Raw genomic sequence first — 24,902 nt, 5'->3', positions numbered from 1 at the left:
CGCGATCGCCTCTTATTCCCGACTCCCGACTCCCGATAAAATAGAGGTGTTGAAAATCATTTTTAATATTCTGTCTTATGGCTATTGCCTCAACCGATCTAGCCTCCACACAGCTAGCTAGCGTTATGGGTGGAGAAGTGCGCGAATTTCCTTGGTCTTGGCAAGGACAACCCTTAAAGATGGTATACGAAACTTTAGGACAAGGAACGCCCGTTTTACTCTTACCTGCTTTTAGCACGGTTTCTACTAGGGGAGAAATGGCGCAATTGGCAAAGTTGTTGTCCGTGCATTTCCAAGCTGTAGCGATCGATTGGCTGGGTTTTGGCGCGTCATCTCGTCTTCCCCTCGACTATCGCCCTGAGTTATATCAGCAGTTATTGAAAGATTTTGTTAATAGCACGTTTCAAACTCCGATTATTGTTATCGCTGCTGGTCATGCTGCTGGTTACGCCATGCAACTTGCAGCTACTCAACCGCAAGCTTTTTCTAAAATTGTCTTAGTCGCACCAACTTGGCGAGGTCCCTTAACCACAATGGGTGTCAACAAACAAGTCGCTGGGACGGTTAGACAAGCCGTGCGATCGCCCGTTCTCGGTCAGGCTTTGTATAAGATGAATACCACACCTGGCTTTTTACGCTATATGTACGGTAGTCATGTCTATACAGACAAGACAAAGCTGACAGACGAGTTTATTCAACAAAAATGGGAAATTACTCAGCAACCAGGGGCGCGATTTGCTCCAGCTGCCTTTGTAACTGGTAATTTAGATCCAGTGCAACAGCGTCAAGATTTTCTCAATTGGTTTCAATCTCTCTCTATACCCGTGTTAGTTGCGATCGGGGAACAGTCGCCACCCAAATCGCGGGCAGAAATGGCAGCTTTGACAACTTTACCAGGAGTCCAAACAAAGACGTTACCAGGTTCTTTGGGACTGTATGAGGAGTATGCCACCGAACTAGCAGAGATCGTTTTACCGTTTCTACTCTAGTGCCTGCTCTCTGCTTTCTGAGTGCCGATCCGATTGATTCATCGGCAGAGTGACTGTAAATGTAGTACCAACACCCTCTTCACTTTCAACCGCGATCGCGCCTTGATGCAATTCTACCGCTTGCTTAACGACTGCTAGCCCTAATCCAGTCCCAGGAATACCACCGACATTACTGGCGCGATGAAACGATTCAAACAGCCTTTGTAAATCCTTGGGAGGAATTCCAATCCCTTCGTCTTTGACACGAAAAATCGCCTCGTTTTCTGGACAAGTAAATTCAAGCGTGATGTTACCACCTTGGGGTGAATATTTAATTGCATTTGAGAGTAAATTGGTCAATATTTGCTGTAAAAGCTTTTTATCCGCTTTGGTGATGAAACGTTCGCCTGGAGATACAAGTGCGATCGCGTGTGCTTCTTTAGCTGTCAGCTGCATTTCTGCTACCAACTGACGGCAAAATGCTTCTAATTCTAGCTCAATTGGATTAAACTCTAATTTGCCAACTTCGGCGCGACCGAGCATAAGTACATCATCTAACAGTTCGATCAACCGATTGACTGCGGCTTGCTGACGTTGGAGCAATTCTTGTTTTTTCGGCTCGGATAGTTTATTATTGCTGCGAACCAGCAGTTGAGCTGTACCAGAAATCAAATTTAGTGGGTTGCGAAACTCATGAGAAACCATTGAAACAAACCGAGATTTCAATTCGTTCAATTCGCGTTCTTTTTCTAAAGCATTACGCATTTCTGCTTCTGCTTGCTTGTGTTGGGTAATGTCGAGGACAAAAGCAACACAATTTAAACGGGGAGAGTTTTCTACAACAGTAACTCCAATTAGCACCGGAACCCGACTGCCATCAGCTCGAATATACTCTTTCTCAAAAGCATTGCAAACACCTGTATTTCTCAACTGCTCGATCGAATCGCGATCGCGATCGCGATACTCTGGTGGAGTCATATCATCCCAACGGATCTTTCCTTGTACTAAGTCTTCGCGGGTATAACCGACCATTGTTAAAAAGGCATCATTGGCATCTGTAATATTACCCTCGGTATCAGCAGCGATCGCCCCAATTAAATTAGAGTTAATTAAGCGCTGAAACTGGATTTCGCTTTGGTGCTGGGCAGCAATTGCTCGTTCTTCTCCTACCTCGGCTTGCTGACGGGCAACTATTTGTTGTTGAAGTTGCTGATTTGCTGTTTGGAGTTGCAATGAAAGTTGCCGCGATCGCAGTAAAATTTCTACCCGTGCCTGTAACTCTATTTTTTCAATCGGTTTGGAAATTAAGTCGTCGATACTTTGCCATAAATGCCGAGTCGCGTATCCTACATCCTGACGCGCAGTTACTAGCAAAAAGGGTAAAAAGACTGGTTTTTCGGCAGTTCTTTTCGCTTGCACCCATTCCCAAAAACGATCTAATGCTCTAGCATCGAGGATACATAGGTCAAAGGGTTGCGAATCTAAATCTGCTGGCTCAGTTATCTTTGCTACCGCTTCCGGTAGAATGACTGAATAACGAGGTGCTAGCCACTCCGATAACAGACGACGGTTTTCTTGGTGTTCGAGCAGCAGTAGAATCCGACCCATAGTTAATAGTTAATAATTAATCGTAAATTCATCACGCTCGCTGTAGCAGATTGCGAATTAACTGTAACAGGTTTCGAGCCACCAGTGGTTTGACTAACAAGCCGAGTGCGCCGCGAGCCAGACACGCCTGCTGCATCCCCGCTTGATGAGGTGCTGCGATCGCGATGAAGGGAATGGCTTTCTCTTGTAACCGTTGGCACAAAGACCAAATTTGGCGATCGAACCCAGAAATATCTAACAACACTAACTCGATCTTATTGGTATTTTCTAACACGAACTCGATTTCTGCCTGACTTGCCGCGCTAAGAACTTGATATCCCTGTTTCGCTAAAAACTGAACTAGCAGCTCTGAGTTGCGACGGTTGCGATCTACACTCAGTATAATTGGCTTTTCATCACTCACCGTTTTTATCGATCCATTCGGGAGTACCGCTAAGGATGTTGCGCAAATGAGTTAGGGGTTTTCCAACTTTGATTCCATAACGGGTAATTTCTAGCTCTCGCAGCGTTTTTTCAAAACTAGACAACCGTTTCTTTAGTACGCCAATTGCTTTGCGGATCTCGCCTTGAATCTCCAAATAACGCAGAAAAATAATATTGTCTGCCATGTAGCTGATGCCTATTTCCGTTGCCCGGAAGTTGCCCGTAATACTTTCAGTTTCATTCACTAAAATCACCGTCACTCCCATATTTTGTAAATACTTACAAAGGGCGTGCAAGTGAGTCACTAAATCCTCATCCCGACCGCGCAGGGAAACTCGATAACCAGAAACGCTATCAATCATCACGATCCGCGCCTTTTTCTGCTCTACTTCCTGCTGCACCATATTGGCAAACTCATCGGGACTGTGGAGGAGTGGTTCGATCGGGATGACAGAAAGTGTTTGTCGCTGCATCATGGCATAAACTGGAATATTGATGGCTTCGCAACGATGCAGCATGACATCAATTGGTTCCTCGAACATATAGACAACCGATCGCTCTCCCCGTCCTGCGGCTTCTTTCATAAATTGGAGTCCGATGGTGGTCTTGCCAACTCCAGTTGGACCCGTGAACAGCGTCACCGTTCCCCGCTCTATTCCACCACGCATCAATTCGTCTAAGTCCGGTACTCCTGAAGGAATAACTTCTAGCTTAAATTCTTGTTTATGGACTTCAGGCTGGAGGCGAGGAAAGACTTCCATACCTCTGTCAGTCAAGCGCATAAAATGCAAGCCCGGTCGAAAATCAGAGCCGCGAAACTTGGTAACGCTAATGCTGCGTCCCTCCAAGCTTTGTTGTAGATGGATGACTCCGTCGCTCATAAACTGTAGATCGTCATCTGGTGCGGAGCTGCCATCTTCAGAAGAAAATAGTACCGTTGCGCCTTTCTCTAATAAAAACCGCAAAAACGACAACACTTGTTTGCGGAACTGAAATGTATCGCTAGATAAATAGCGGAATTGAGTCATCGCATCTAAAAACACCCGCTGCGGTTGCAGCGATCGCACCTGGTCTACAATTTGTTGTGTCATCGGTTCTCGTTCGACTTCCGCCGCCGAGAAAATATCGTAAGTCTGGACTTGGCTAAAAAAGTCTGATGTTGGGCTGAGGTCGAGGAAGGTAATTCCTTGGGTATCAAAATCTATACGCTCGGCATTTGTGCGAATTTGCTCTGCGGATTCCCCTAAAGTTATATACAGCGGCTTTTCACCGCTAGCAACGCCTTTACCCAAAAAACTGAGTCCAAGTGTTGTCTTGCCCGCGCCCGATCCTCCTCGCACCAGATAAGCTCGGACTGGAATTAATCCACCGTACAGCACTTCGTCCAAGCCTGAAATGCCCGTGGACATACGCTCACTCATTGCTCAAATCCTTCAAATCAGTACCCACCATTTTCTATGTTTTCTAGTTCGATTTTTTTCAGTTTTAATTTTATCTGTTCGAGAGATTTAGCTCGCCTGCCCAAATTTAATTCTAAGTCGCTGTAGCGCAGGCTGCTATTCATTTCAGTAATTACGGCGCAAATTGCAGTGCGCCTCATAGCGGTTTTCGATTGGGTAAAACACACGATTTGTAGGGGCGCTTTCTCTGTGCGCCCCTACAAATGTCACGCACGCAATCGAGAATTGCTATCAGGCTGTAAAATTGTATAAGAATGGTTATCATTCTAGTTATGTAAGGTAAACAAATTGAGCTATGGTAACTACAGCAGCGAATCATGTAGTCCCCGTTACCGTACTGACGGGCTATCTCGGATCGGGTAAGACAACCCTACTCAATCGCATTCTGACCCACGAACACGGAAAGAAAGTAGCTGTAATTGTCAATGAGTTTGGGGAAGTAGGAATCGATAACCAATTGGTGATTGATGCAGATGAAGAAATCTTTGAGATGAATAATGGTTGCATCTGCTGTACCGTGCGCGGTGACTTAATTCGGATTATTGGTAATTTAATGCGGCGGCGCGATAAATTTGACCATTTGGTAATTGAAACCACTGGGTTAGCCGATCCTGCGCCCGTGATTCAGACATTCTTTGTCGATGAAGATATGCAAACTCAGCTATCTTTAGATGCTGTCGTAACAGTGGTAGATGCCAAGCACATTTGGCAGCACTGGGAAGCAGATGAAGCCCAAGAACAGATTGCTTTTGCCGACGTAATATTGCTCAATAAGATCGATCTAGTATCAGCAGCAGAGTTAGCAGAATTGGAACGGCGAATTCGTGGCATGAATGCGATCGCCAAAATTTACCACACCCGTAACTCTGAATTGGGTATGGATGCACTCTTAGGCGTGCAAGCCTTCGATCTCAAACGCGCCCTAGAGATCGATCCAAACTTTTTAGGAGAAGATGCCCACGAACACGATGAAACTGTAGGTTCCATTGCCATTGTCGAACCAGGGACTCTCGATATGCAAAAGTTGAACGATTGGCTATCTTACTTGTTGCAAACTCAGGGACCCGATATCTTTCGGATGAAAGGGATTCTCAACATTGATGGAGACGACCACCGCTATGTATTTCAAGGGGTACACATGCTATTTGACGGTACGCGCGATCGCCCCTGGAAATCTGACGATGAAAGAAAAAACGAATTAGTATTCATCGGTCGCAATTTAGATGCAGACAAGTTGAAAGCAGAATTTCGGGCTTGTTTAATCTGAGGGAATCGGGAGTTATGCAACGTGCAGCTTTCTCTTGTTCCCCCCTTTTGAAGGGGGCAAGGGGGGATCTTTTCGTAAATGGTGCAGTCCTCCGATCCCCCAACCCCCTTAAAAAGGGGGCTATTAATCAAGTCGCACACGGGGTGAGTAGTGAGTAACCAACAACTACCAACTACCTATTACCATTCTCCTAAATTATGAAATTTCCCGTAACTAACAACCAACTATTTGAACTCCAAGCACGTACAACTCTGGAGGATTACATCACCGCGATCGCTTGGTCAGGCGATGGTCAAATCGTTGCTAGCGATGCGGCGGGAGGGGTGACACGGTGGAATGGGGAAACACTCATTCCTCTACAGACAAATAGTGGTACGTCAGTGGATTGTCTCGCCTTCTCCCACGACGGGCAATTTCTGGCTACAGGAGGACAGGATGGACGAGTAAAGATTTGGCGCTGGCGCGATCGCCAATTAATTGCCACTTTGGAAAATGCTCCTGCTTGGGTGGATAAGTTGGCTTGGAATCCCAGAAGTAACCAACTAGCTTTTAGTTTGGGGCGCTACGTCCAAGTGTGGGATGCAAATACAGAGGAGATTGTTGTTACTCTCAATTTTGAGAATTCTTCTGTATTAGGAATAGACTGGCATCCAGATGGACAGTATTTGGCGATCGCGGGATATCAGGGGGCAAAAGTTTGGGATGCAACAGATTGGGATGACGATCCGTACGTTATAGATATACCATCGGCAAGTCTGGCGATCGCTTGGTCAACTGATGGCAAGTACATCGCCTCTGGTGACATGGATCGGACGATTACAGTTTTAGAGTGGGGTAATCCCCATCCTTGGGTGATGCGGGGCTTTCCTGGTAAGATTCGTCATCTAGCTTGGTCAAATATTAAGACACAGCAAGACTCACCATTATTAGCTTCTGCCAGCGTTGAAGGAATTGTCGTGTGGGAAAAATTAGCGGATGAAAATTTAGGCTGGGATAGTAAGATATTGCAGCGACATACGGATACTGTGCAGGCGATCGCCTTTCAACCTGGTAGTCTACTTTTAGCTTCAGCGGCGGTTGATGGTTGGCTGTGTTTGTGGCAAAAAGCCAAGCGTATCGCGCAGTTAATTGACGATGCAACTGATGGGTTATCTTGTCTGGCTTGGCATCCCCAAGGGCAAAAATTAGCAGCAGGGAGTCAAGCAGGGGAATTGTTGCTGTGGTCAAAAGCTTCGCGAGGAACTGGATTTGGTCGCGGTAAATAGTCGATCGCCTGCCGAATTTCTGAAACTTTTTGCTCGTAGGTGACATCATCTAAAACTGGTGTAGCAGCCTCAAGATCGATCGCTTCATTTAAATCGATCCACGATCTGCAACCGCCATATTCAGCACGATAGGAAATTTGACGCGATCGGGGTAACTTATAAGCCCGCAAAAGTAAGATATACACGGGTTGACGGGGTTTCCATTTGAGGCGATCGCGAATAAATTTTTCGTTCCAAACATGGAACGGTAGCAAAGCATTCACAATTGTCTCGTCTAACACTGGCACAATATCAGTAATCTTTGCCCAACTGCCAATCCGAATTGTATCTGGATGCCAACCAGATGCTACTGGGTTCACTTGCGCAGCATACTCAGGCTTGAGTAATTCAGGCTGTTGGTGTTCGTAAGTGGGGTAAAGTAGAACCTCGTCGCGATCGACTTGAAATTGTCCGCCACTTTCACGGATACCACCTTTACGCAATAGTAAGATCGTTTCGCCCCGTTCGATCGCGTTAACAGCAACCGCCCATTCCTTGAGTGCGTGGATTGTGGTTAGTAACATCGGTGAATCTCTACAATTTACCCTCTCTAATAATTACCACTTCTATTGTGTTGCTGCCATCAATTCAAAGAATAATTTGCTAAACAATAGCTTGACTAGGTTAAGTGACGATAAGTTCCTGAAACAATGGTCTAATTAAGTATTCTCATAACCTGCGATCGCATTCACTAATGCGGTCTTTTTTTTGTTGTGCAACAGCATAGTACTTCTCTCAATTTCCATCCTAGCAATGGTTTGGTCAAGGCAAGTGGCGATCGATAGTACAGCTAAATAAAACTGCTATATAACTTTAAAGCGATTTCTAAAACAAGCGGGAACTAAATCAAACACAGCAACGTTTTTCGAGGATTTTCTGACTCAATTATTGAAGCAAATTGGCTGATTTGAAATCATAATTATCGTCGTCAGCGCCGAAATATCTTTGTTAGTATTGCCAAGACAGTTACAAAGTTATTGACTGTAACACCACAGCAAGTGAGGAAATAAAAATGGGCAGAAACATAACTAAGAAAAGCTTGAATACAAAACTTTTTAGCTTACTTGGAATTGCTGGTGCTAGCGCTTTACTCGGTTTACCAGCGTTTGCTCTACCTAATTCCTCCGATGGAAATACCAGACAGTTTTTAGCTCAGTCTACTTCTAGCCCTAGTAGTGGCAGTGGTTCTTCTACTGGTACAGAAATGTCACCAGGCAGCAGCACGGCTCCAGGTACTACTACTTATCCTGGCAGCACGACTCCAGGCAGCAGCACGACTCCAGGTACTACTACTTATCCTGGCAGCACGACTCCAGGCAGCAGCACGACTCCAGGTACTACTACTTATCCTGGCAGCACGACTCCAGGTACTGGTTCTGATTCCAATGGCACTACAACTCCTTCTAACTCTGGTAGCGGCACGATGACTCCAGGCAGCAGCACCACTCCAAGTAGCGGTAGCATGACTAGCCCTGATAGTTCTAGTGATTCGGAGATGAACCCTAGCAGCAAGCCCAGTGGCTCTAAGAAAACTCCATCTCAAAGTGGTTCTCAGACAACCCCTCGATAAAACATTAGCGGCTAGCACTCAGTCAACAAGTATTTAATTCCGAATTCCGAATTCCGAATTCTACCTAACCGCTAGCCCCATTTGCCAAAATTCTCTGGGCGCGGCGTGCTTCTGCATCCGTGCCTTCTACGATGACTAAATACTCTTGTGGAAAAGAGCGATCGCTTTCTACATTTGGACTTACTGTCAGTCTGTCAGCGCAGTTTAAGGTTGAGATCGCACCACCACAAGCCAATCCAATTCCCGTACCGAATAAAGTTGCAGCTAAAGTTGTTCCTACCGTGCCAACAGCTAACGCTGGAGCAACTCCTGGTACCAGTAAAATACCAATACTTGCTAAACAACCACCGATCGCGCCGACTGTGCTACCGACAATCATGGCACAGGGCGATTTTTCTGTTGGTTCTGTTGCGAGTGCGCCAGCTTGAGTTCTCTGAATTGCCGCTCTTAAATCTGCCAATAATTCTGCATCTTTACTGGCTACAGAAATATGACTAATAGGAAAACCCGCACAATATAATTTGGCAAATGCTTGTTCTGCTTCCTGACGAGTTGTAAATGTACCAACTGTGCATCTATGTTTTACTAAAACCATCTGCTCCTCCTCTAAATCCGCCTTGTTCGATAGTTATTAACTGTTGTTTAGCCACCATCACTCAGTCATACAGGCAACATTATCAGTTGTACCTACTTAGAGTTAGGCTTATTTTTCGTTTTTATATCTTGCTAAAAACAACTTAGATCGAACAAAGTAGTCGAGAGAAGAATTGAAATATAATGATAAGCTTTATCGCTAAGTTCTTCAAAATTTCACTTTTGGAGTGAAGAAATATTAAGGTGTCTGAGCTGCGATTGAAACTAAGTAGAAATATCTAATTCCTCAAATTATTTCATGTATCAAAGTTAAGGACAAAAATGTTTCTTATGCAAAATATCTGCGATCGCGTAGAAAGTCAAAAGTTGTAGAGGCAGTTTTACTAAAAATATTTGCCCTAGTCAAAATTATTCGATCGACCCGCCCGTACAGAAGTCAAAACGATCGATCTTCACTCCTAACTATCCAATGACCTATAAAAAAACTCCATTTATCACGCAGGACTTTGCCCTGAATAAATAGGAGTTGATGTATATAGTTAAAGTTTGTAGTTAAAAAGTTTTTACTTGATGTAAAGCAGACAGATTTGATTCAAATTATGCTTCTTCCTCCTTGCTTTCGCTACTACAGCCAGGAGAAGCCTCATAAAGTGCGTCTAATTGGGCGCGGGCATCTTCAACATCAATAGAGCGCATGACTAACAGTGGTTCTCCGATAGGGTTGCCAGCTGCATCTAGTAATTCAGGGTGAGGTACGGAGCGATTTGAGATATAGGAAAGATTTCCTCTATTTTGCACGGGCGATCGCGGTGAGGCAAACGTGCGATCGCGCTCGAAACTGAACATAATTAAGTTGCGAATTAGATTGCTTACAGCTATCAACGCTAGGATAGTAAAAGCAAGGATGTAAAGTAAGTGTAACATCGAGTTTTTTCTCCAAGCCAGCCAGTCTATACAGTTTTTTGCGAGTTTTTACGAACTTCTACCGCTTTGCTAAAGGTATTAACAGTTATCTCTAGCATCACAGAATTTGCTTCGATATACAATCGTCTACTCAGAATATTTCAGTCAAGCATGTATGCTACAAGGAACACTTTATCTAAATAAAATTATTTAAAATTCTACCTCTGGCTGTGTTGCCTGCTCCGACCGGAAGCGGATTGCCACTTTCCAACATTCTGTCACTAATTGATGCCAGGGTACGAGCGTTGCCATGTCAATGCCCACTTGTCCCCCAGTTGCCTGAAACATGAGCTGTGCCGTACTTACCTCCTGCTGAGCTTGCTTGACTCTTGCCAACAATTCAGATTGCTGCTGCGGTTCTAAAAATGAAACTTTCTCATTTTCCAGAAACGTCTGCGATCGCCCGAACCAATACTTAAAATCTTCAAGTAGCGGTTGGAGTAAGGTTTTTAACAACTCAGGTTCTGGCAAGTTTTGATTAAGCATGAATGAAAAGTAGATTACTAACCTACCACTAATCTTAACTTAGTTCAAGATTCTTTACATTCTGTCATTAGAAGTAACTGGGAGCAGGAAGCAGGGAGCAGGGAGCAGGGAGTAGGGAGCAGGGCGCAGAGAGCAGGGGAGGCTAGGGGAGCAACTACCAATTACCAATTACTAATTACCAACTACCAACTACCAATTACCAATTACCAATTACCACTCCCGACTCCTGACTCCTTACAATAGAAGGCAAACAGTATTGGTTTACAGTCTCGTCAACATAGTTTTGTAAGTAAAATGTCTAGTTCAGAATCCCATTGTCAACCGGAACAGCAGGAACAAGCACCGCAGGAAAAAATTTATCTCCCTCGCACCAGTGAATCAGAGACATTGCAGAAGATTCGCCACACTACCTCTCATGTCATGGCGATGGCGGTGCAAAAGTTATTTCCTAAAGCACAGGTGACTATTGGACCCTGGATTGAGAATGGATTTTACTACGATTTTGACAATCCCGAACCGTTTACAGAAAAAGATCTCAAAGCCATCCAGAAAGAGATGGTGAAGATTATCAATCGTAAATTGCCTGTCATTAGGGAAGAAGTCAGCCGCGAGGAAGCCGAACAGCGGATTCAGGCAATTAAAGAGCCGTATAAACTAGAAATCCTGGCAGACATTAAGCAGGAACCAATTACGATCTACTATTTGGGGGATGAATGGTGGGACTTGTGTGCTGGACCCCATCTTAACAACACGGCAGAGTTGCAACCCAAAGCAATTGAGTTAGAAAGCGTTGCTGGGGCATACTGGCGCGGTGATGAAACCAAGGCGCAGCTACAACGAATTTACGGCACGGCATGGGAATCAGAACAGCAATTAGCTGAGTACAAGCGTCGTAAGGAAGAAGCCCTTAGACGCGACCATCGCCGCTTAGGTAAGGAACTAGGACTATTTATCTTTAGCGATGAGGTGGGACCGGGTTTACCCCTGTGGACTCCCAAAGGGACGCTATTACGCAGTCTTTTAGAAGACTTTCTCAAACAAGAACAGCTCAAACGCGGTTATCTTCCTGTCGTATCGCCTCACATTGCCAGAGTCGATTTATTTAAAACTTCCGGTCACTGGCAGAAATATAAAGAGGATATGTTTCCATTGATGGCAGAGAATGAGGAAGCAGCAGCCCACGAATTGGGTTTCGTTCTCAAGCCGATGAACTGCCCGTTTCACATCCAAATTTACAAGAGCGAATTACGTTCTTATCGCGAATTACCAATGCGGTTGGCAGAGTTTGGGACTGTATACCGTTACGAACAATCGGGCGAATTAGGAGGTTTGACGCGGGTGCGTGGTTTTACGGTAGATGATTCTCACCTATTCGTGACTCCAGAACAACTCGACAGCGAATTTCTCAATGTGGTGGATTTGATTCTGTCGGTATTTAACAAATTGCAACTGAAAAATTTCAAAGCAAGATTGAGTTTCCGCGATCCGGCTTCGGATAAGTACATTGGTTCTGACGAGGCGTGGTCAAAAGCTGAAGGAGCAATTCGCCGCGCTGTAGAAAAGCTAGAAATGAACCACTTTGAAGGAATTGGGGAAGCAGCATTCTACGGTCCCAAACTCGATTTTATTTTCCAAGATGCTTTGGAAAGGGAATGGCAATTAGGTACAGTACAAGTTGATTACAACTTACCCGAACGATTCGATTTGGAATACGTAGCAGAGGATGGCACGCGCCAGCGCCCAGTAATGATTCACCGCGCCCCCTTTGGCTCGTTAGAACGGTTAATTGGGATTTTAATTGAAGAGTATGCGGGAGACTTTCCCTTGTGGCTAGCACCCATTCAAGCTCGATTAATGCCCGTCAGCGATGCTCAATTGATGTTTGCTAAAGAAATCGCAGACAAGATGCGATCGCTCAACATGCGCGTAGAAGTCGATACCAGTGGCGATCGCTTGCCGAAAATGATCCGCAATGCTGAAAAAGCAAAAATTCCCGTCATGGCGGTTGTAGGGGCGAAAGAAGTGGAGTCCGATAGTTTGAGTCTCCGCGTTCGTGCTGCTGGTAAACCATCGGCAGATCTCGGCACGATCTCTGTCCCTGCGGTGTTGGAAAGGATGCAAAAGGCGATCGCTAACTACACTAATTTCTAATCCTCGACATTACGTCCTCGATCCCCCAACCCCCTTAAAAAGGGGGCTTTGTTTCCCCCCTTGAAGGGGATCTTCGAGGATCGATCGCTTTTAACCGAACCGTATTGGGGGCTAGGGAGGATCGAGAGCTGATTCAAGTGCGTAACTCCTTACTCATCGATCTGCCAAGAATCTTTCGTTAACTCTTCATCAATAATGTGCTTGGGACGCACGACAACGACAATTTTTCCCAGTAACTTGACATCTGGTTGAGTTTCAAACCAACCAAAGTCAACTTCCCCCGCTGCATCATAGACAAAATAACTATTGACATCCCATTCTCTAGCGTGACGGTCGGTAATGACTAGAACTGGTTCCGATGTTGTAGCTGATTGATTGGGGAGGCGATCGCTTTGACACAAAATTGCGATCGGATCTTCAGCACTGCGGACTGTTTGCCAACCTGGTAAGGCTACCCAAGCCTGTTCCCCAGCAAACTTGACAATCTGAAACGGCTCTACTGCTTCTACTATGGGTACAGCTTGAACTTCAGCCGATTTTAACGGCATTTCCCCAACAACTGGAATCAATCGCGGTAAATGATCTTCGGAATCTGGACGATAAAAAGGTATAGTTGGAGCCGGACGCTTGGGAACGACAGTAAAATCGACAAGCAACTGTTCGATTTTTTGTCTTGCCGTATCCGAATCGGCAAACCTTAGCCCCTTAGCAATTAATCGCGATCGCTCTTGTAAATCTGATTTTTGTCGTGCCAGTCGCCAACACTGATAAGCAATTGCATCTCCTGGACGATCGGCAAATCCTTCGGGTAAGTTACGCAGGCGAGAAAATTCTTTCATATCCCGCGCCACTTCCTTAGCCATATCCGCATCTAAGTTGTGAGCCAAGATAAATTCTGCTGCGGCGACTCGTTCTGCATTATTGAGCAACCGCAGTTCGTACAAAATATCGCTGCCTTTTTGAGTAAAGCGCGATCGCACTGCCTCAGAAGCATTTGTTTTTTCTAAAGAAGTATAAACCTGCGCGCCTACAATCACCTGATTTTGCTGCACTGGTTCAAATCCCGTCGCTTCAAAGATCTGCTGTGGTGTTTGCCCTGCTTTTTGCAACTGGGCGATCGCTTGACCCCATTCTACCCAACTACCTTGTTTTTGCCGCAGGGATGTCAGCGTGGCTTCGATGTCGAGTTGATTGGAGGGCGATTCAGTCATGATGAGGGGTAAGGGGTAAGGGGTAAGGGGTAAGGGAAAGTATTTATTGTTTTCCTCCCTAGAGTTTGATTGTAAATGCTGGAGTTTTATTAGATCGAGCTGTTCGTAATTTCTGGCGGCGAAACGTACAAGTTACCCATAACAAGTTTTATCCTGTTTAGAAGGATAGCAGCCAGCTTTTACTCCCCCTTGTCCCCCTTGTCCCCCTTGTCCCCCTTGTCCTTCCTACTCCCTGCTCGTGCGCTCCTTACACTTGAAACCATGCCTACAACAGAAATCCAACAGATATTCGATCGCATTGCCCCAGTTTACGATCGCTTAAATGACTTGCTGAGTTTAGGTCAGCACCGCATTTGGAAGCAAATGACAGTTAAGTGGAGCCAAGCAAGCTTGGGGGATACCTGTGTCGATCTATGTTGTGGTAGTGGCGATTTAGCGCTGCGTCTCGCCCGTCAAGTAGGAGCTAACGGACGAGTATACGGGGTAGATTTTTCATCGCAACTGCTGGCGATCGCCCAACAACGCAGCCAAAGCCAGTATCCCCAACCCCCGATTTCTTGGGTAGAAGCAGATGTATTGAATTTACCTTTTGCCAATAATCATTTTGATGCTGCAACGATGGGCTATGGACTGCGTAACGTTATCGATATTCCTTGTTGCTTAAAAGAACTGCATCGAGTCCTCAAACCTGGTGCTAAAGCGGCAATTTTAGACTTTCATCGCCCGGAAAATTCTCAATTTAGGGCTTTTCAACAATGGTACTTAGATAATCTCGTCGTTCCCGCCGCGCGTCACTTCGATCTCACGGAAGAATACGCCTATATCAGCCCCAGTTTAGATCGATTTCCTTCAGGTAAAGCACAAGTTCAACTCTCGCGAGAAGTAGGGTTTGCAACAGCCACTCACTACCCAATTGCCAACGGTATGATGGGGATATTGGTCTTAACTAAGGGATGGGGTTAGGAATTCGGAATTCGACGCGGCTTTAATGACGAGGAAACCTCGTCGTCCGCCTGCTTGACTTCGGAATTCGGAATTAAAACACGCACTACACTCTTTCCCGACTCCTGTACGGGCGGGTTTTGACCGAGAATTCATTGCCTCAGTTACTTATCTATTTGCGCGCACCCGCCCCTACGACTCCCCATTTCCCACTCCCTAACTCTCATCTCCTGCTTGTATGGATTGGTCTCATTTCTGGGTTTATGTTAGTCCGCCGATCGCGGGAGCAATTATTGGCTATTTCACGAACGATTTAGCCATTAAAATGCTGTTTCGTCCCTACCGAGCGCGTTATTTTGCCGGAAGACAATTACCTTTTACCCCTGGTTTAATTCCTCGCAACCAAGAGCGCTTGGCAAAGCGGGTGTCGGACACGATCATGGGTTCTCTGCTGACACCAGAGGAATTGCAGAAGTTGACGCGGCGATTGCTGCAACCGGAGCGAGTGCGAGGAGGGATAGAATGGCTGTTAAGACTGGCGATCGAACAGGTTCGTACTGATAGAGATCAAAGAGCAACCAAAATTCTGGCGGGAATTTTACGCGATTTGGTTGGGGAATCTTTACCGCGTTTGTTTAAGGTGTTGTTGCGACGAGAAGAGTTTTTAGGCACTCAACTCAATCAAATTTTCGACCAGGTATTACTTGAGTTTCAACTCAGCGACGAGCAAGCGGGGAGGTTAGCTGATTGGTTGCTGCAAGTCGTTCTTCCACCAGACGCAATTCGGCAGTTAGTCATCGATCTTTTAACCGATCGCACGATTCAAATTATTGATGAGAGTTTTCGCGAAAAAACGAGTGGTACGTATTGGGTAGTTGCTAACTTATTTGGTTTGCGTAACACTTTGGCGCGCCTGCGAACGTTTTGTTTGGACGAAAGAGAAGTTACGAATGCGCGGATTAAGGAGTTAATTCAAGAGCTTCAAGTCCGCGAGCGCCTTAAAGTTTGGTTGAAAAGTTTATCATTGCAAAATTTACCTGTTTCTACTGTAAAGCAATTACGCAATACAATTCGAGAAACAGCAATCGGCTATTCTCAAATTCACGGACCAGAGTTTATTCAAGGATTTAGCGATTCGATTGATTGGGAAAATACCGCTAGCGTACTGCTCAATCGTTTGCGTAACTCTCCTGCTTTCAGTTCTTCTCTAACCGCGATCGGTCAAGAGTTATCTTTAATTTTGGAGCGTTATTTAGAGCAAGATTTAGAAAATTTGGTGGCACAGGCACTTCCAATTCTATCGATCGACCAGGTAATTATCGATCGCGTCAAATCTACCTCTCCCGCCGAATTAGAAGCTGCGATCGAAGGAATTGTCAAAAATGAGTTACAGGCAATTGTTAACTTAGGTGGTGTTCTCGGTTTTGTCGTGGGACTATTTCAAGCTGGATTGTTATTTTTCCAACAAATTCAGTAGGGTGGGCAATGCCCACCACACTTTGCTAAATCTCCGTTTCACTAATCTCACGCACGACGTAATCGAATGGTTCATCGACAAACGTAGCGTTAGTCATTCCAGCCGTCACTAACTTTTCTTTGACGATATTTTTCATCAGCTGGATACTTCGAGCAGTGGGACCTAAAGGGATTCCTAGAGAGTTGAAAGTATCTCGCAAACCAGCCAGCAATCGTTCGTCTAAGACGCTAGCATCTCCAGCCACGATCGCATAACTACAATATCGCAAGAAGTAGTTCATATCTCGCACGTACATATTGTAGCGACGTGTTGTGTAAGCATTGCCACCCGGACTAACTAGCTCTGGGTATTCTTGGAATAATAAACTAACTGCTGTTTTGACAATCTCAGCTGCATTGGAACCAATAACGCCTGCTACCTGTACCCGTTTCTCACCATCAGCCAGAAACTCTTTCAGAGTCTCAACAACCTCGCGATTTAAAGAACTGCCTGTTAAATCGCAATTCTTGGCTACGCTTGTTAATTTATCTTGCATTAGATTCCTCTCCGAAACGTTTATATTAAAACAACTATTCCGCTGGAAACCTGAAGCTAAAAGAGTGATATATCGTTCTACAAATTGGGTCTTAGGATTGAGTCTACCATAACGATCTGCTCTAACTATTTTGCTCTAACTATAATGAGATTATTGGTATTCATCTGTAGCGTAGTTGCATAGTTGCTCTCTACAAATTTATGCCATCTGCTCAAAATGAGTTGGCAGAGATAGGCTTGAGATAGCACGATCGCAGGAGATTGTTGAGGATGAGATCTCAAGCAGAAAATGGCACTTCAATTCTGGAGCGGACAAAAGATTGGGTAGCTGCAGCTGGCGATACTTTTAGCCATACGATCGCGCGGATAACTACCACAACTCAAGATGCTGCTGGCAGTCTAGCAGATAAGGCGATCGCACCGATTGCCTCCACGCAGGCGATTGTGTTTCAGAGTTGGTTAGAAGCACATCCAACCGTAGAGCGATCGCTACAAGTTCTGAATTGGGCAATAGAGCGCCCCATCATAAGTGTAATTATACTGTTATTTGTCATTGCAATTGTCTGGAGTTTGATTAAATCCATCGGACGCTTATTTGAAAAGTTCTGTTTGTCAGTATTACAAATGCCGCTGAGATTAGGGCATTTTTTAATTCAAATGAGCTGGCGATCGCTACATCTCTTATCAGCTCGATTTATTCTAAAACGTCCTCAGAAACAACTAGAGCGAACGCACGTTTTACCAACATCAGACGTGGCAATAAATTATACCGACCAACACCAGCGACTATTAGAAATCTCTGCTAAGTTAGCCTTGCTGAATCAAGAGCAGAACGATTTGATGCGGGAAGCTCTATCAATTCTTAGCTCAAATCAAATTGCTACAGAAGATATTCCCCAGAATTTTCAGCCCGAAGTCTTTTCAAATATTGATAAAAGCATATTTCAAAGTTATTAAAGTGGGCATTGTCCACCCTACTTTTAACTTTTGACTTTTGACTTCCTTAATATCTTTCCAGTAACAACTTTACTTCTTCTTTCAACGTCCAATCTTTCATGGCTTCCCACTCAGCCAGACGGACGGCAATGTATGCTTGAGCGAGTTCTTTGCCTAAAGCCTCGAGGAGAACTTTATCGGTTTGGAGATGGGCGATCGCCTCACCTAAATTTGTTGGTAAGGCTTCAATTCCCTTCGCTGCTCGTTCCGATTGGGATAGAGATCCTGGGTCAACTGCGATCGCCTCTCCTAGTTCGAGTTGACGACGCACGCCGTCCAATCCAGCGGTGATGACTGCGCCTAGAGCAATGTAGGGATTGGCAGAAGCATCAACAGTTTTGATTTCAATCTGCGTCGGACTGGGACTTGCAGGATCGCTAGGGACTCGGATCGCGGCTTCGCGGTTGTCGTATCCCCAAGTGCGAAAAGCCCCACTCCAGGAGTGAGGGCGAATGCGACGATAGGAGTTGATACTAGGCGTAGTCAGTGCCATCAAGGCGGGTAAATGCTCCAAAATGCCAGCAATAAAAGCACGGGCAATTTTTGAGATTCCAGGTGCGTTTCCAGTGTCGGAAATGAGATTTTTACCATCTTGCCAGAGACTCAGGTGCAGGTGACAACCACTACCTGCTTGTTCGGCAAAGATTTTTGGTAGAAACGAGGCTTTGAGTTTGTGGCGCAATGCTACTGCACGCACGGTTTCCCGAAAAGCAATTTGGTAATCTGCTGCTGACAAAGCGCGGGTGTAACGCACCGAAATTTCATGTTGTCCGCCGCCAGATTCGGGATGGTACTGTTCTACAGGGATATTTTGGGCGAGGAGGGCTTCAGCAATTTCGTTAATAACTGCTAAATTAGCATCCATCGCGAAAGTAGAAGCAAAGACCGTGCGATCGCCTGGTTCTACTCCCAATCCATTCTCAGCGGGATGGAGTAGATAAAACTCATTTTCAAACGCTGCCATCACCTCTATCCCTGCTTCTTGCGCCGCCGCGATCGCTCGTTTCAAAAAGTCTCGCGGACAGTAAGCCCAAGGACTGCCATCTTGCATCATATCGCCGATGGCGCGAGCGTGACCTGTAGAATAAGGCAGTACGCTCAAGGTATTCCAATCTGGGATTAAGCGAATTTCACCTACAGGACTCAACCCCGTTTCCGCCACTACCACGTCGTGCATCACGGGAATTGCTTGCTGTGCCGCACTAATGCCGACTCCATAATCCACTAGCTGAGATAACGCGCCGATGTGTATTGCTTTGCCACGAATGATATTGGCATTGTCGCACCAGAGAATGCGAATAAATTGCACCCTACTTGCCTGTAAGGTTTTATAAATCGTGTCTTGCATCATGGCGCTTCCTGCATTGCCGTGGAAATTCATTTTTGAGGTTCCATATACTGTTGCTTTGAATACCTTTGCTCTAACTCCAGTAGTGCTTGCTTGCAGGTAATTCCCCAGCGATCGCCTCCTAAACTACCTGTAGTAACTACCCGAATCACAGGTAAAAATGAGGGCAATTGGGTTAGTCGCACAGGCACGGACAACGGCGCGGATGGCAGTTGGCTACCCGATACTGCGGGTAATATCGCTGTATGTTACGGTCGGATCGATGGGAATGGTTTGTAGCGCCTGCCAAACTTGCAGTTGAAATGCAGTAGCTTTGACATCATAAGGCAAATTGAGTAAGAGCGAACGACCGCTGAGATAATTTGTTAAAGATTCTACCTTTGACGTATTCGTGCATCGGCTAGTTGTAATAGATGGCGTTAAATCTCAACCAAGAGAAACTTCTGGAATATCTACTAGATCGGGCAACCAATTTTGACTGCTAGCTGCTGAATCGTCGCGATCGCGATCGCGCTGGCAACGAGTGGCAAATTGACAATATTCGCAGTTTTTATTTCCTTCTGGAATTTGTGGAAATGGTTCGCCTAGTTCGTAGCATTTTAACCAATAGGTAAATCTATGTAATAACTGCTGTAATTCTTTAGCTGTTTTTTCGTGTTTGGCTTGACTGTAGGTAAATTTAATTTGTTGTAACGATTTTGGCGGCGCTACTTCTAGAGAAGATGGGACATACCAATAAGTCATCGAAATCTGTTCTGGCAGGTAATCGCTGGTTTCGGCTAAGACATATAAATATAGCCTTGTCTGCCAATTCTTTTCGAGCTGAGCTTTTTTTGGTAATTTGGGGTTTGTCTTCCAGTCGAAAATTTGGGCTTGGCGATCGTCTGCGATTAATAAGTCGTAAATAACCGATAATAAATAATCTTGCACTTGCAGCGTACGGTAATGTTCGCTTTCGCGAAAAATCTGCCGATTTGCATCTAGATTTAAAATTTCTGGTGCAGCAGTCGCAAAGGCATTCATCCAGTGTTGTAACTGTATGTCTTCCTGCACTAAAGATTCAATTGGCAAGCCCAATTCTCGCTGTTGCATCAGCAGGTGAAACCGACTTCCCCAAGCTTGTCTTTCTTGTTGTTCCGATGTCGTAGGCGAACCGAATAGATCTAAATAGGTATGTTGAAATTGACGCGGGCAACGTTCTAGCAAGTTGAGTTGTCCTTGAGATAGACGCATCATAGTGCGATCGCTGGCGATTTGATTCAAATTACTCTCCGTGTTCCCGATAATCTTCTGACGATTCAGGGTTGAGTTCCCAGCGTTCGAGATCGCGTTGCTGCAAATTTTTCCAGGTTTCTACTGGCTGTCCGTCTATTGAAGTAATCCCCATTGAATGCAACAGATTCTCAGTCACGCTTTGATCGGGGGTGGGATTGTCTCCCCCAACTGCTTCTTCGCCGACAACCTCGGCTTGATACCAATCATCGTCAAGATCGCCGCCCGTCACGTCTTCAGCATAGATTGATGGATTTTTCAATCGCTTGAGGATAGTACCGATTTCCGCGTCGCGATCGCTCAATTCCTCAAAAACTATGTCGATGTTGTCCGTACCAATGAGATCTGCTAATAACAACTCTTCATTTTCAACTGATGGCTTTGATGAAGGGTTGACTGCATCAGAAGGATTTGTACCTGCCATAAGACTCGCTCCTTGCAGCCTAGATAAGAGATGGTTCCCTGTCTCTTGATACTTACAATTTTAACCCTAACTATGTCAGCTCTCAGTAATTTGTAATACTTAGCGTTATGTCTGTCATTTGTCATTTGTCATTTGTCGTTTGTCATTTGTCATTAAACTAACAGGCGATCGCCTCAACCTAACTCAACTTGCTTGATAAAATCAAGCGCGATCGATGCAAGTTTTTCGGGATGCCAAAGCATCCATTCGTGATAACCTTCTTTCACAATAGTTAATGTGGCATTTGGAATATGATTTGCCATCTCCCGCGCTGTAGCTAATGGTGTAGTTAGATCTTTCTCCGACCATAATATTAAGCAAGGGGCTTTAATACTAGGTAATAAATGTGTCGAGTCTTGATACAATGAAATGAGTAAGGCATAAATAATATTTCCAGTATTAAATAAGAGATTATGAGTAAAGACTTTAGGAATATCAAAAAATTGTAACTTTAGTTTGGGGATAGAAATTTGAGCGGTCATCTCAATTGCTCTACGCGGTACAATTTCTGGAATAGATACAGATGGAATTCCCGTGCTATCTAATAAAACCAGACTTTTTACCCGATCTGGAATGAGAGTAGCTAAAGTAATTGCGATTCCTCCACCTAACGAGTGTCCCACCAGATGCACTTGTGGAAGATTTAGTGCTTCTAAGAATGAAACTATGAATTTTGCATAGCTGTGGTAATCAGAAATTAGATTATGGTAGGAGGAACGAGCAAAACTAGGTAAATCGGGAGCGATGACAGCGTGTTGCTCTGCGATGAGTTCTAAAACTTCTTGGTAAGGCTCGGATGAGATTCCCCAGCCATGTAAAAATAGAATGGGAGTTGAAGAATGCCGAACGCTTTGCTGATAAAAAATGCTGCAATCTTGCACTTGGATGCGAGAGTCAACAAAATGATTTAAAATTTGAGCATTCATACTTCAACTTGTCCTCTTGTTTCTTTGTCTTCCTTACTTTCTTTTTCTCCTTGCCATCGGTTGAGAATATCTTTAACCAAAACTTCTTTTAACCAAATTTGAGTCACGATTAATAATGGAATAGCAAGAAATAAGCCTAAAAAGCCGAACAAACTTGCAAAGACAACGACAGCAAGAATAGTAAACACGGGTAACAAAGAGACTTCCCGTTGCATAATTATTGGTACGAGTACTAAACTTTCAAACTGCTGAATCGCTAAATATAAAACAATAACCGCCCCAGCTTTCCAAGGAGCATCTAAAAGCGCCAGCAAAACCGGAGGAATGACGCTTAAAGTCGGTCCCACATTAGGAATAAATTCTAATAAGCCTGCTATTAAAGCATTAACTAAAGGTAATGGAACTCCCAAAAGAGATAATCCAATAAAAGAGACGATTCCAATCCCTACCATTGCTAAGAGAGTGCCTTTAATCCAACCAACTAAAGAGTCTTCGCATTCTGAAAGAATTTCGTCCACTCGACGACGATAGAAAGCAGGAAAAGCAAGGATAAACGTGCGGCGATAGGGGACGGGATTGAGTAGCAGCATAATCGTGAGAACAAAAAATAGCAGGAAATTCACCACCGCTGCCAAAGAGTTATTCAACACGGTGACAAAGTTACCTAATATTCTCCCTACAAAAGACTGGAGTTGTTGAGTCAGATTGCTTAAGGGTGGGGCGGCTTCTAAAACTCGCCCAGGGATTAAGCTGCGTACCCAGTTGTACCAGCCAAGCACCCGATCCGATATTTCTGGCAGGAGCTTGACTAACTGTTGCAATTGCTCTACAAGACGCGGCACGACGATCGCGAAAATACCAGCCACGATCGCGAGTAAGGCAATAACCGTAATTGCTATGGCAATCCCGCGCTGGATGCGATAGCGCTGAAGCAACCGCACAACTCGGTTGAGAACCGTTGCCAAGACAACGGCAGCGAATATGAGTAAAACAACTTGTCGCAGTTGCCACAGAACGTAGAGAGAGATAATCAGGGCGAGAAAACCAATCCATTGCCCGATCCGCACAGTACCGCCTCCATTTTCTGGCTATTGCCAGCAATTTTGCTGTTACTGTATGCCCTTGCCGCGATCGGTGTCTTCCTCCTTAGGGGGAAGGGAGCAGTTATCAGTAACCAGTGACTAGTGACCAGTTCAGTTTATTCTGACTCCTGACTCCTGACTCCTGGCTCCTCACAAATGACAATTATTAACTTACTCAGAAAGTTTTCTGCCTCAATTCATTTAATATGTTATGGATATTTAGTGAGTCGGTTCGCGTGCCTCTGCTGACCTGATAATACATGACATCTGATTCTGCCCATCCAGAACTAGTTCCAACTATTACTCCGCCTTCCCCAGAGGCGATCGCTAGTTTACAAGTTCGCCTCAAAAGTGAGGAAGGACGGCTGGTGTTAACGCTACCAGCAGAAGGAGAATCCTCAGCGCTCAACTGGTCGGATCTTTGGATACAGTTAAAACAACGGTTGCAAGGAGGCGATCGCTTCTGGCAACCAAATACGACTGTCGATCTCATGGCAGCGGATCGGTTGCTGGATGGCAGACAACTGAAGGCGATCGCTGATGCCTTGTGGGAAGTCCAATTGCAACTGCGACGAGTCTGTACGACGCGCCGTCAAACTGCTGTAGCCGCTGCTACCGCTGGTTATTGCGTCGAGCAACAAGCCCCACCAGTATCGGCAATCAATCAACTCCCGGCAGCATCGCCCGCGCCTTTAGCAGAACCGCTGTACTTGCAAATGACCGTGCGATCGGGGACGGAAATTCGCCACCCTGGTACGGTCGTGATTTTGGGCGATCTTAACCCAGGTGGAAACGTCATTGCCGATGGAGACATTTTAGTTTGGGGGCGATTGCGGGGAGTTGCCCACGCAGGAGCCAGCGGTAATTCTAAATGCCTAATTGTTGCCCTGCAAATGGAACCCACGCAGTTACGAATTGCCGATTCTGTAGCTAGAGCGCCAACAACGATACCAGATCGGTTTTATCCTGAAGTTGCCTACGTTACACCCGAAGGCATCCGCATCACAAAAGCCGCTGATTTTTCTAAGTCCCAGTTTATATCTAAGCCATGACTCGCATCATCGTCACAACATCTGGAAAAGGAGGGGTGGGTAAGACTACCTTCACAGCCAACATTGGCATGGCACTAGCCCGCATGGGGCGCACGGTTGTCCTAGTCGATGCGGATTTCGGGCTGCGTAATTTAGACCTACTGCTAGGTCTAGAAAACAGGATAGTCTACACTGCCGTTGAAGTTGTCACTGGGGAATGTCGTTTAGAACAAGCCCTGGTTAAAGATAAACGCGAACCAAAACTAGTCCTGCTACCAGCCGCCCAAAATCGCACCAAAGAGGCAGTGACCCCAGAACAGATGAAACAACTGGTGGGGACTTTAACCAAAAACTATGAATATATTGTTATAGACAGCCCAGCCGGAATTGAAACGGGCTTTAAAAATGCGATCGTGGCAGCGCAAGAAGCAATCATTGTCACTACACCAGAAATTGCCGCAGTCCGCGATGCCGATCGCGTAGTCGGTCTATTGGAGGCTAACGGAGTCAAGCAGATTCAGTTAATTGTCAACCGCTTGCGCCCCGCAATGGTGCAAATGAATGATATGATGTCAGTGCAGGACGTGCAGGAACTTTTGGGCATTCCCCTATTAGGCGTAGTCCCAGAAGACGAGCGCGTGATCGTTTCAACGAATAGAGGCGAACCCCTGGTTTTAGCTGAAGACCCTACCCTAGCTGGTAAGGCATTTGATAATATTGCCCGCCGATTAGAAGGCGAAAAAATCGAATTTCTCGATCTCCATCCCGTGCATGAGGGTTTTCTTTCTCGTCTGCGCAAATTGTTGTGGACGAAACTAATTTAAGC

26 protein-coding genes are annotated in these 24,902 nt (G+C 45.3%); 11 read left to right on the top strand and 15 right to left on the bottom strand.

The window, feature by feature from the left end; translation table 11 throughout:
- The first annotated feature begins 77 nt into the window (after positions 1 to 77).
- A complete protein-coding gene (locus H6G17_RS03600; RefSeq protein ID WP_192154214.1) occupies positions 78 to 989 on the top strand; it encodes an alpha/beta hydrolase in 912 nt (303 codons plus the stop codon).
- Here H6G17_RS03600 and H6G17_RS03595 read toward each other — a convergent pair.
- From H6G17_RS03595 to H6G17_RS03580, 4 genes are read right to left on the bottom strand one after another with little or no spacing between them, the layout of a single operon-like run.
- Positions 981 to 2,576 (bottom strand): ATP-binding protein, encoded by a 1,596-nt coding sequence (locus H6G17_RS03595; protein WP_192154212.1) that lies wholly within the window; start codon positions 2,574 to 2,576, stop codon positions 981 to 983. The two genes, H6G17_RS03600 and H6G17_RS03595, sit on opposite strands and share 9 nt — an antisense overlap.
- A 31-nt stretch (positions 2,577 to 2,607) precedes the next feature.
- Complete coding sequence (locus H6G17_RS03590) at positions 2,608 to 2,979, bottom strand: response regulator (RefSeq protein WP_192154210.1); 372 nt, start codon at positions 2,977 to 2,979, stop codon at positions 2,608 to 2,610.
- Complete coding sequence (locus H6G17_RS03585) at positions 2,972 to 4,420, bottom strand: ATPase domain-containing protein (protein WP_192154208.1); 1,449 nt, start codon at positions 4,418 to 4,420, stop codon at positions 2,972 to 2,974. Before H6G17_RS03585 ends, H6G17_RS03590 begins: the two co-directional genes overlap by 8 nt.
- A 17-nt stretch (positions 4,421 to 4,437) precedes the next feature.
- Positions 4,438 to 4,599 carry a hypothetical protein gene (locus tag H6G17_RS03580; RefSeq protein ID WP_192154206.1) on the bottom strand — a complete coding sequence of 54 codons (162 nt, stop codon included), beginning with the start codon at positions 4,597 to 4,599 and terminating at the stop codon, positions 4,438 to 4,440.
- Positions 4,600 to 4,754: 155 nt separating this feature from the next.
- On the opposite strand from H6G17_RS03580, the gene H6G17_RS03575 reads away from it, so the two are divergent.
- Positions 4,755 to 5,726 (top strand): GTP-binding protein, encoded by a 972-nt coding sequence (locus H6G17_RS03575; protein ID WP_192154204.1) that lies wholly within the window; start codon positions 4,755 to 4,757, stop codon positions 5,724 to 5,726.
- 197 nt (positions 5,727 to 5,923) lie between these two features.
- The gene (locus H6G17_RS03570) at positions 5,924 to 6,991 is read left to right on the top strand and encodes a WD40 repeat domain-containing protein (RefSeq protein ID WP_192154202.1); all 1,068 of its coding nucleotides are present in this window, start codon (positions 5,924 to 5,926) and stop codon (positions 6,989 to 6,991) included.
- On the opposite strand, the gene H6G17_RS03565 is transcribed toward H6G17_RS03570, so the two are convergent.
- Positions 6,925 to 7,554, bottom strand: coding sequence for a DUF1802 family protein (locus tag H6G17_RS03565; RefSeq protein ID WP_192154200.1), 630 nt, complete (start codon positions 7,552 to 7,554; stop codon positions 6,925 to 6,927). The genes H6G17_RS03570 and H6G17_RS03565 overlap by 67 nt on opposite strands.
- A gap of 488 nt (positions 7,555 to 8,042) precedes the next feature.
- Here H6G17_RS03565 and H6G17_RS03560 point away from each other — a divergent pair, with 488 nt between their 5' ends.
- A complete protein-coding gene (locus tag H6G17_RS03560; RefSeq protein WP_192154198.1) occupies positions 8,043 to 8,600 on the top strand; it encodes a hypothetical protein in 558 nt (185 codons plus the stop codon).
- 64 nt (positions 8,601 to 8,664) lie between these two features.
- Here H6G17_RS03560 and H6G17_RS03555 read toward each other — a convergent pair whose 3' ends face one another.
- The 3 genes from H6G17_RS03555 to H6G17_RS03545 form a co-directional block, all read right to left on the bottom strand.
- The gene (locus H6G17_RS03555) at positions 8,665 to 9,195 is read right to left on the bottom strand and encodes a DUF1269 domain-containing protein (protein ID WP_192154196.1); all 531 of its coding nucleotides are present in this window, start codon (positions 9,193 to 9,195) and stop codon (positions 8,665 to 8,667) included.
- 596 nt (positions 9,196 to 9,791) lie between these two features.
- Positions 9,792 to 10,118, bottom strand: coding sequence for a DUF2973 domain-containing protein (locus H6G17_RS03550; protein WP_192154194.1), 327 nt, complete (start codon positions 10,116 to 10,118; stop codon positions 9,792 to 9,794).
- Between the two features lie 189 nt (positions 10,119 to 10,307).
- Positions 10,308 to 10,643, bottom strand: coding sequence for a DUF2605 domain-containing protein (locus H6G17_RS03545; RefSeq protein WP_039715832.1), 336 nt, complete (start codon positions 10,641 to 10,643; stop codon positions 10,308 to 10,310).
- Positions 10,644 to 10,937: 294 nt separating this feature from the next.
- Here H6G17_RS03545 and thrS point away from each other — a divergent pair, with 294 nt between their 5' ends.
- Complete coding sequence (gene thrS / locus H6G17_RS03540; RefSeq protein ID WP_192154192.1) at positions 10,938 to 12,794, top strand: threonine--tRNA ligase; 1,857 nt, start codon at positions 10,938 to 10,940, stop codon at positions 12,792 to 12,794.
- A gap of 149 nt (positions 12,795 to 12,943) precedes the next feature.
- Here thrS and H6G17_RS03535 read toward each other — a convergent pair whose 3' ends face one another.
- Entirely contained in the window at positions 12,944 to 14,005 is a 1,062-nt protein-coding gene (locus H6G17_RS03535) for a RuBisCO accumulation factor 1 (RefSeq protein WP_192154190.1), read from the bottom strand.
- Between the two features lie 261 nt (positions 14,006 to 14,266).
- Here H6G17_RS03535 and ubiE point away from each other — a divergent pair, with 261 nt between their 5' ends.
- Together ubiE and H6G17_RS03525 are read left to right on the top strand one after the other, a co-directional pair.
- The gene (ubiE, locus tag H6G17_RS03530; protein WP_192154188.1) at positions 14,267 to 14,968 is read left to right on the top strand and encodes a bifunctional demethylmenaquinone methyltransferase/2-methoxy-6-polyprenyl-1,4-benzoquinol methylase UbiE; all 702 of its coding nucleotides are present in this window, start codon (positions 14,267 to 14,269) and stop codon (positions 14,966 to 14,968) included.
- Between the two features lie 217 nt (positions 14,969 to 15,185).
- Positions 15,186 to 16,424, top strand: a complete 1,239-nt coding sequence (locus tag H6G17_RS03525; RefSeq protein WP_015153830.1) for a DUF445 family protein — start codon at positions 15,186 to 15,188, stop codon at positions 16,422 to 16,424.
- A 25-nt stretch (positions 16,425 to 16,449) separates the two neighbouring features.
- Here H6G17_RS03525 and H6G17_RS03520 read toward each other — a convergent pair whose 3' ends face one another.
- Positions 16,450 to 16,959 carry an allophycocyanin subunit beta gene (locus tag H6G17_RS03520; protein ID WP_192154186.1) on the bottom strand — a complete coding sequence of 170 codons (510 nt, stop codon included), beginning with the start codon at positions 16,957 to 16,959 and terminating at the stop codon, positions 16,450 to 16,452.
- 269 nt (positions 16,960 to 17,228) lie between these two features.
- Between H6G17_RS03520 and H6G17_RS03515 the strand changes: the two genes are divergently transcribed.
- Positions 17,229 to 17,915: a hypothetical protein gene (locus H6G17_RS03515; protein WP_192154183.1), complete on the top strand. Its 687-nt coding sequence runs from the start codon at positions 17,229 to 17,231 to the stop codon at positions 17,913 to 17,915.
- A gap of 46 nt (positions 17,916 to 17,961) precedes the next feature.
- Here H6G17_RS03515 and H6G17_RS03510 read toward each other — a convergent pair whose 3' ends face one another.
- Positions 17,962 to 19,305 carry a glutamine synthetase family protein gene (locus H6G17_RS03510; RefSeq protein ID WP_192154302.1) on the bottom strand — a complete coding sequence of 448 codons (1,344 nt, stop codon included), beginning with the start codon at positions 19,303 to 19,305 and terminating at the stop codon, positions 17,962 to 17,964.
- 90 nt (positions 19,306 to 19,395) lie between these two features.
- On the opposite strand from H6G17_RS03510, the gene H6G17_RS33280 reads away from it, so the two are divergent.
- Positions 19,396 to 19,581, top strand: a complete 186-nt coding sequence (locus tag H6G17_RS33280; protein ID WP_242038216.1) for a hypothetical protein — start codon at positions 19,396 to 19,398, stop codon at positions 19,579 to 19,581.
- A 147-nt stretch (positions 19,582 to 19,728) separates the two neighbouring features.
- Here the strand turns inward: H6G17_RS33280 and H6G17_RS03500 are convergent, their stop codons facing one another.
- The 4 genes from H6G17_RS03500 to H6G17_RS03485 form a co-directional block, all read right to left on the bottom strand.
- On the bottom strand, positions 19,729 to 20,535 hold the full coding sequence (locus H6G17_RS03500) for a PD-(D/E)XK nuclease family protein (protein WP_347276406.1): 807 nt from the start codon (positions 20,533 to 20,535) through the stop codon (positions 19,729 to 19,731).
- A 31-nt stretch (positions 20,536 to 20,566) separates the two neighbouring features.
- The gene (locus H6G17_RS03495; protein WP_192154179.1) at positions 20,567 to 20,998 is read right to left on the bottom strand and encodes a DUF6335 family protein; all 432 of its coding nucleotides are present in this window, start codon (positions 20,996 to 20,998) and stop codon (positions 20,567 to 20,569) included.
- 173 nt (positions 20,999 to 21,171) lie between these two features.
- Positions 21,172 to 21,963: an alpha/beta hydrolase gene (locus H6G17_RS03490; protein WP_192154177.1), complete on the bottom strand. Its 792-nt coding sequence runs from the start codon at positions 21,961 to 21,963 to the stop codon at positions 21,172 to 21,174.
- Positions 21,960 to 23,030: an AI-2E family transporter gene (locus tag H6G17_RS03485; RefSeq protein ID WP_192154174.1), complete on the bottom strand. Its 1,071-nt coding sequence runs from the start codon at positions 23,028 to 23,030 to the stop codon at positions 21,960 to 21,962. The genes H6G17_RS03490 and H6G17_RS03485 overlap by 4 nt, the downstream gene beginning before the upstream one ends.
- Positions 23,031 to 23,305: 275 nt before the next feature.
- Between H6G17_RS03485 and minC the strand changes: the two genes are divergently transcribed.
- Together minC and minD are read left to right on the top strand one after the other, a co-directional pair.
- Positions 23,306 to 24,097 carry a septum site-determining protein MinC gene (gene minC / locus H6G17_RS03480; RefSeq protein WP_192154172.1) on the top strand — a complete coding sequence of 264 codons (792 nt, stop codon included), beginning with the start codon at positions 23,306 to 23,308 and terminating at the stop codon, positions 24,095 to 24,097.
- Positions 24,094 to 24,900: a septum site-determining protein MinD gene (gene minD / locus H6G17_RS03475; protein WP_106545844.1), complete on the top strand. Its 807-nt coding sequence runs from the start codon at positions 24,094 to 24,096 to the stop codon at positions 24,898 to 24,900. The genes minC and minD overlap by 4 nt, the downstream gene beginning before the upstream one ends.
- Positions 24,901 to 24,902: the final 2 nt, after the last annotated feature.

It is taken from the genome of Chroococcidiopsis sp. [FACHB-1243], assembly GCF_014696895.1.
Taxonomy (GTDB): domain Bacteria; phylum Cyanobacteriota; class Cyanobacteriia; order Cyanobacteriales; family Chroococcidiopsidaceae; genus Chroococcidiopsis.
This window is presented reverse-complemented; position numbering and strand designations above follow the sequence as displayed.

Coding starts and splice junctions, on each gene's coding strand:
- H6G17_RS03600 (WP_192154214.1), top strand. CDS start 78: ATGGCTATTGCCTCAACCGATCTAGCCTCCACACAGCTAGCTAGCGTT.
- H6G17_RS03595 (WP_192154212.1), bottom strand. CDS start 2,576: ATGGGTCGGATTCTACTGCTGCTCGAACACCAAGAAAACCGTCGTCTG.
- H6G17_RS03585 (WP_192154208.1), bottom strand. CDS start 4,420: ATGAGTGAGCGTATGTCCACGGGCATTTCAGGCTTGGACGAAGTGCTG.
- H6G17_RS03580 (WP_192154206.1), bottom strand. CDS start 4,599: ATGAGGCGCACTGCAATTTGCGCCGTAATTACTGAAATGAATAGCAGC.
- H6G17_RS03575 (WP_192154204.1), top strand. CDS start 4,755: ATGGTAACTACAGCAGCGAATCATGTAGTCCCCGTTACCGTACTGACG.
- H6G17_RS03570 (WP_192154202.1), top strand. CDS start 5,924: ATGAAATTTCCCGTAACTAACAACCAACTATTTGAACTCCAAGCACGT.
- H6G17_RS03565 (WP_192154200.1), bottom strand. CDS start 7,554: ATGTTACTAACCACAATCCACGCACTCAAGGAATGGGCGGTTGCTGTT.
- H6G17_RS03560 (WP_192154198.1), top strand. CDS start 8,043: ATGGGCAGAAACATAACTAAGAAAAGCTTGAATACAAAACTTTTTAGC.
- H6G17_RS03555 (WP_192154196.1), bottom strand. CDS start 9,195: ATGGTTTTAGTAAAACATAGATGCACAGTTGGTACATTTACAACTCGT.
- H6G17_RS03550 (WP_192154194.1), bottom strand. CDS start 10,118: ATGTTACACTTACTTTACATCCTTGCTTTTACTATCCTAGCGTTGATA.
- H6G17_RS03545 (WP_039715832.1), bottom strand. CDS start 10,643: ATGCTTAATCAAAACTTGCCAGAACCTGAGTTGTTAAAAACCTTACTC.
- thrS (WP_192154192.1), top strand. CDS start 10,938: ATGTCTAGTTCAGAATCCCATTGTCAACCGGAACAGCAGGAACAAGCA.
- H6G17_RS03535 (WP_192154190.1), bottom strand. CDS start 14,005: ATGACTGAATCGCCCTCCAATCAACTCGACATCGAAGCCACGCTGACA.
- ubiE (WP_192154188.1), top strand. CDS start 14,267: ATGCCTACAACAGAAATCCAACAGATATTCGATCGCATTGCCCCAGTT.
- H6G17_RS03525 (WP_015153830.1), top strand. CDS start 15,186: ATGGATTGGTCTCATTTCTGGGTTTATGTTAGTCCGCCGATCGCGGGA.
- H6G17_RS03520 (WP_192154186.1), bottom strand. CDS start 16,959: ATGCAAGATAAATTAACAAGCGTAGCCAAGAATTGCGATTTAACAGGC.
- H6G17_RS03515 (WP_192154183.1), top strand. CDS start 17,229: ATGAGATCTCAAGCAGAAAATGGCACTTCAATTCTGGAGCGGACAAAA.
- H6G17_RS03510 (WP_192154302.1), bottom strand. CDS start 19,305: ATGATGCAAGACACGATTTATAAAACCTTACAGGCAAGTAGGGTGCAA.
- H6G17_RS03500 (WP_347276406.1), bottom strand. CDS start 20,535: ATGCGTCTATCTCAAGGACAACTCAACTTGCTAGAACGTTGCCCGCGT.
- H6G17_RS03495 (WP_192154179.1), bottom strand. CDS start 20,998: ATGGCAGGTACAAATCCTTCTGATGCAGTCAACCCTTCATCAAAGCCA.
- H6G17_RS03490 (WP_192154177.1), bottom strand. CDS start 21,963: ATGAATGCTCAAATTTTAAATCATTTTGTTGACTCTCGCATCCAAGTG.
- minC (WP_192154172.1), top strand. CDS start 23,306: ATGACATCTGATTCTGCCCATCCAGAACTAGTTCCAACTATTACTCCG.
- minD (WP_106545844.1), top strand. CDS start 24,094: ATGACTCGCATCATCGTCACAACATCTGGAAAAGGAGGGGTGGGTAAG.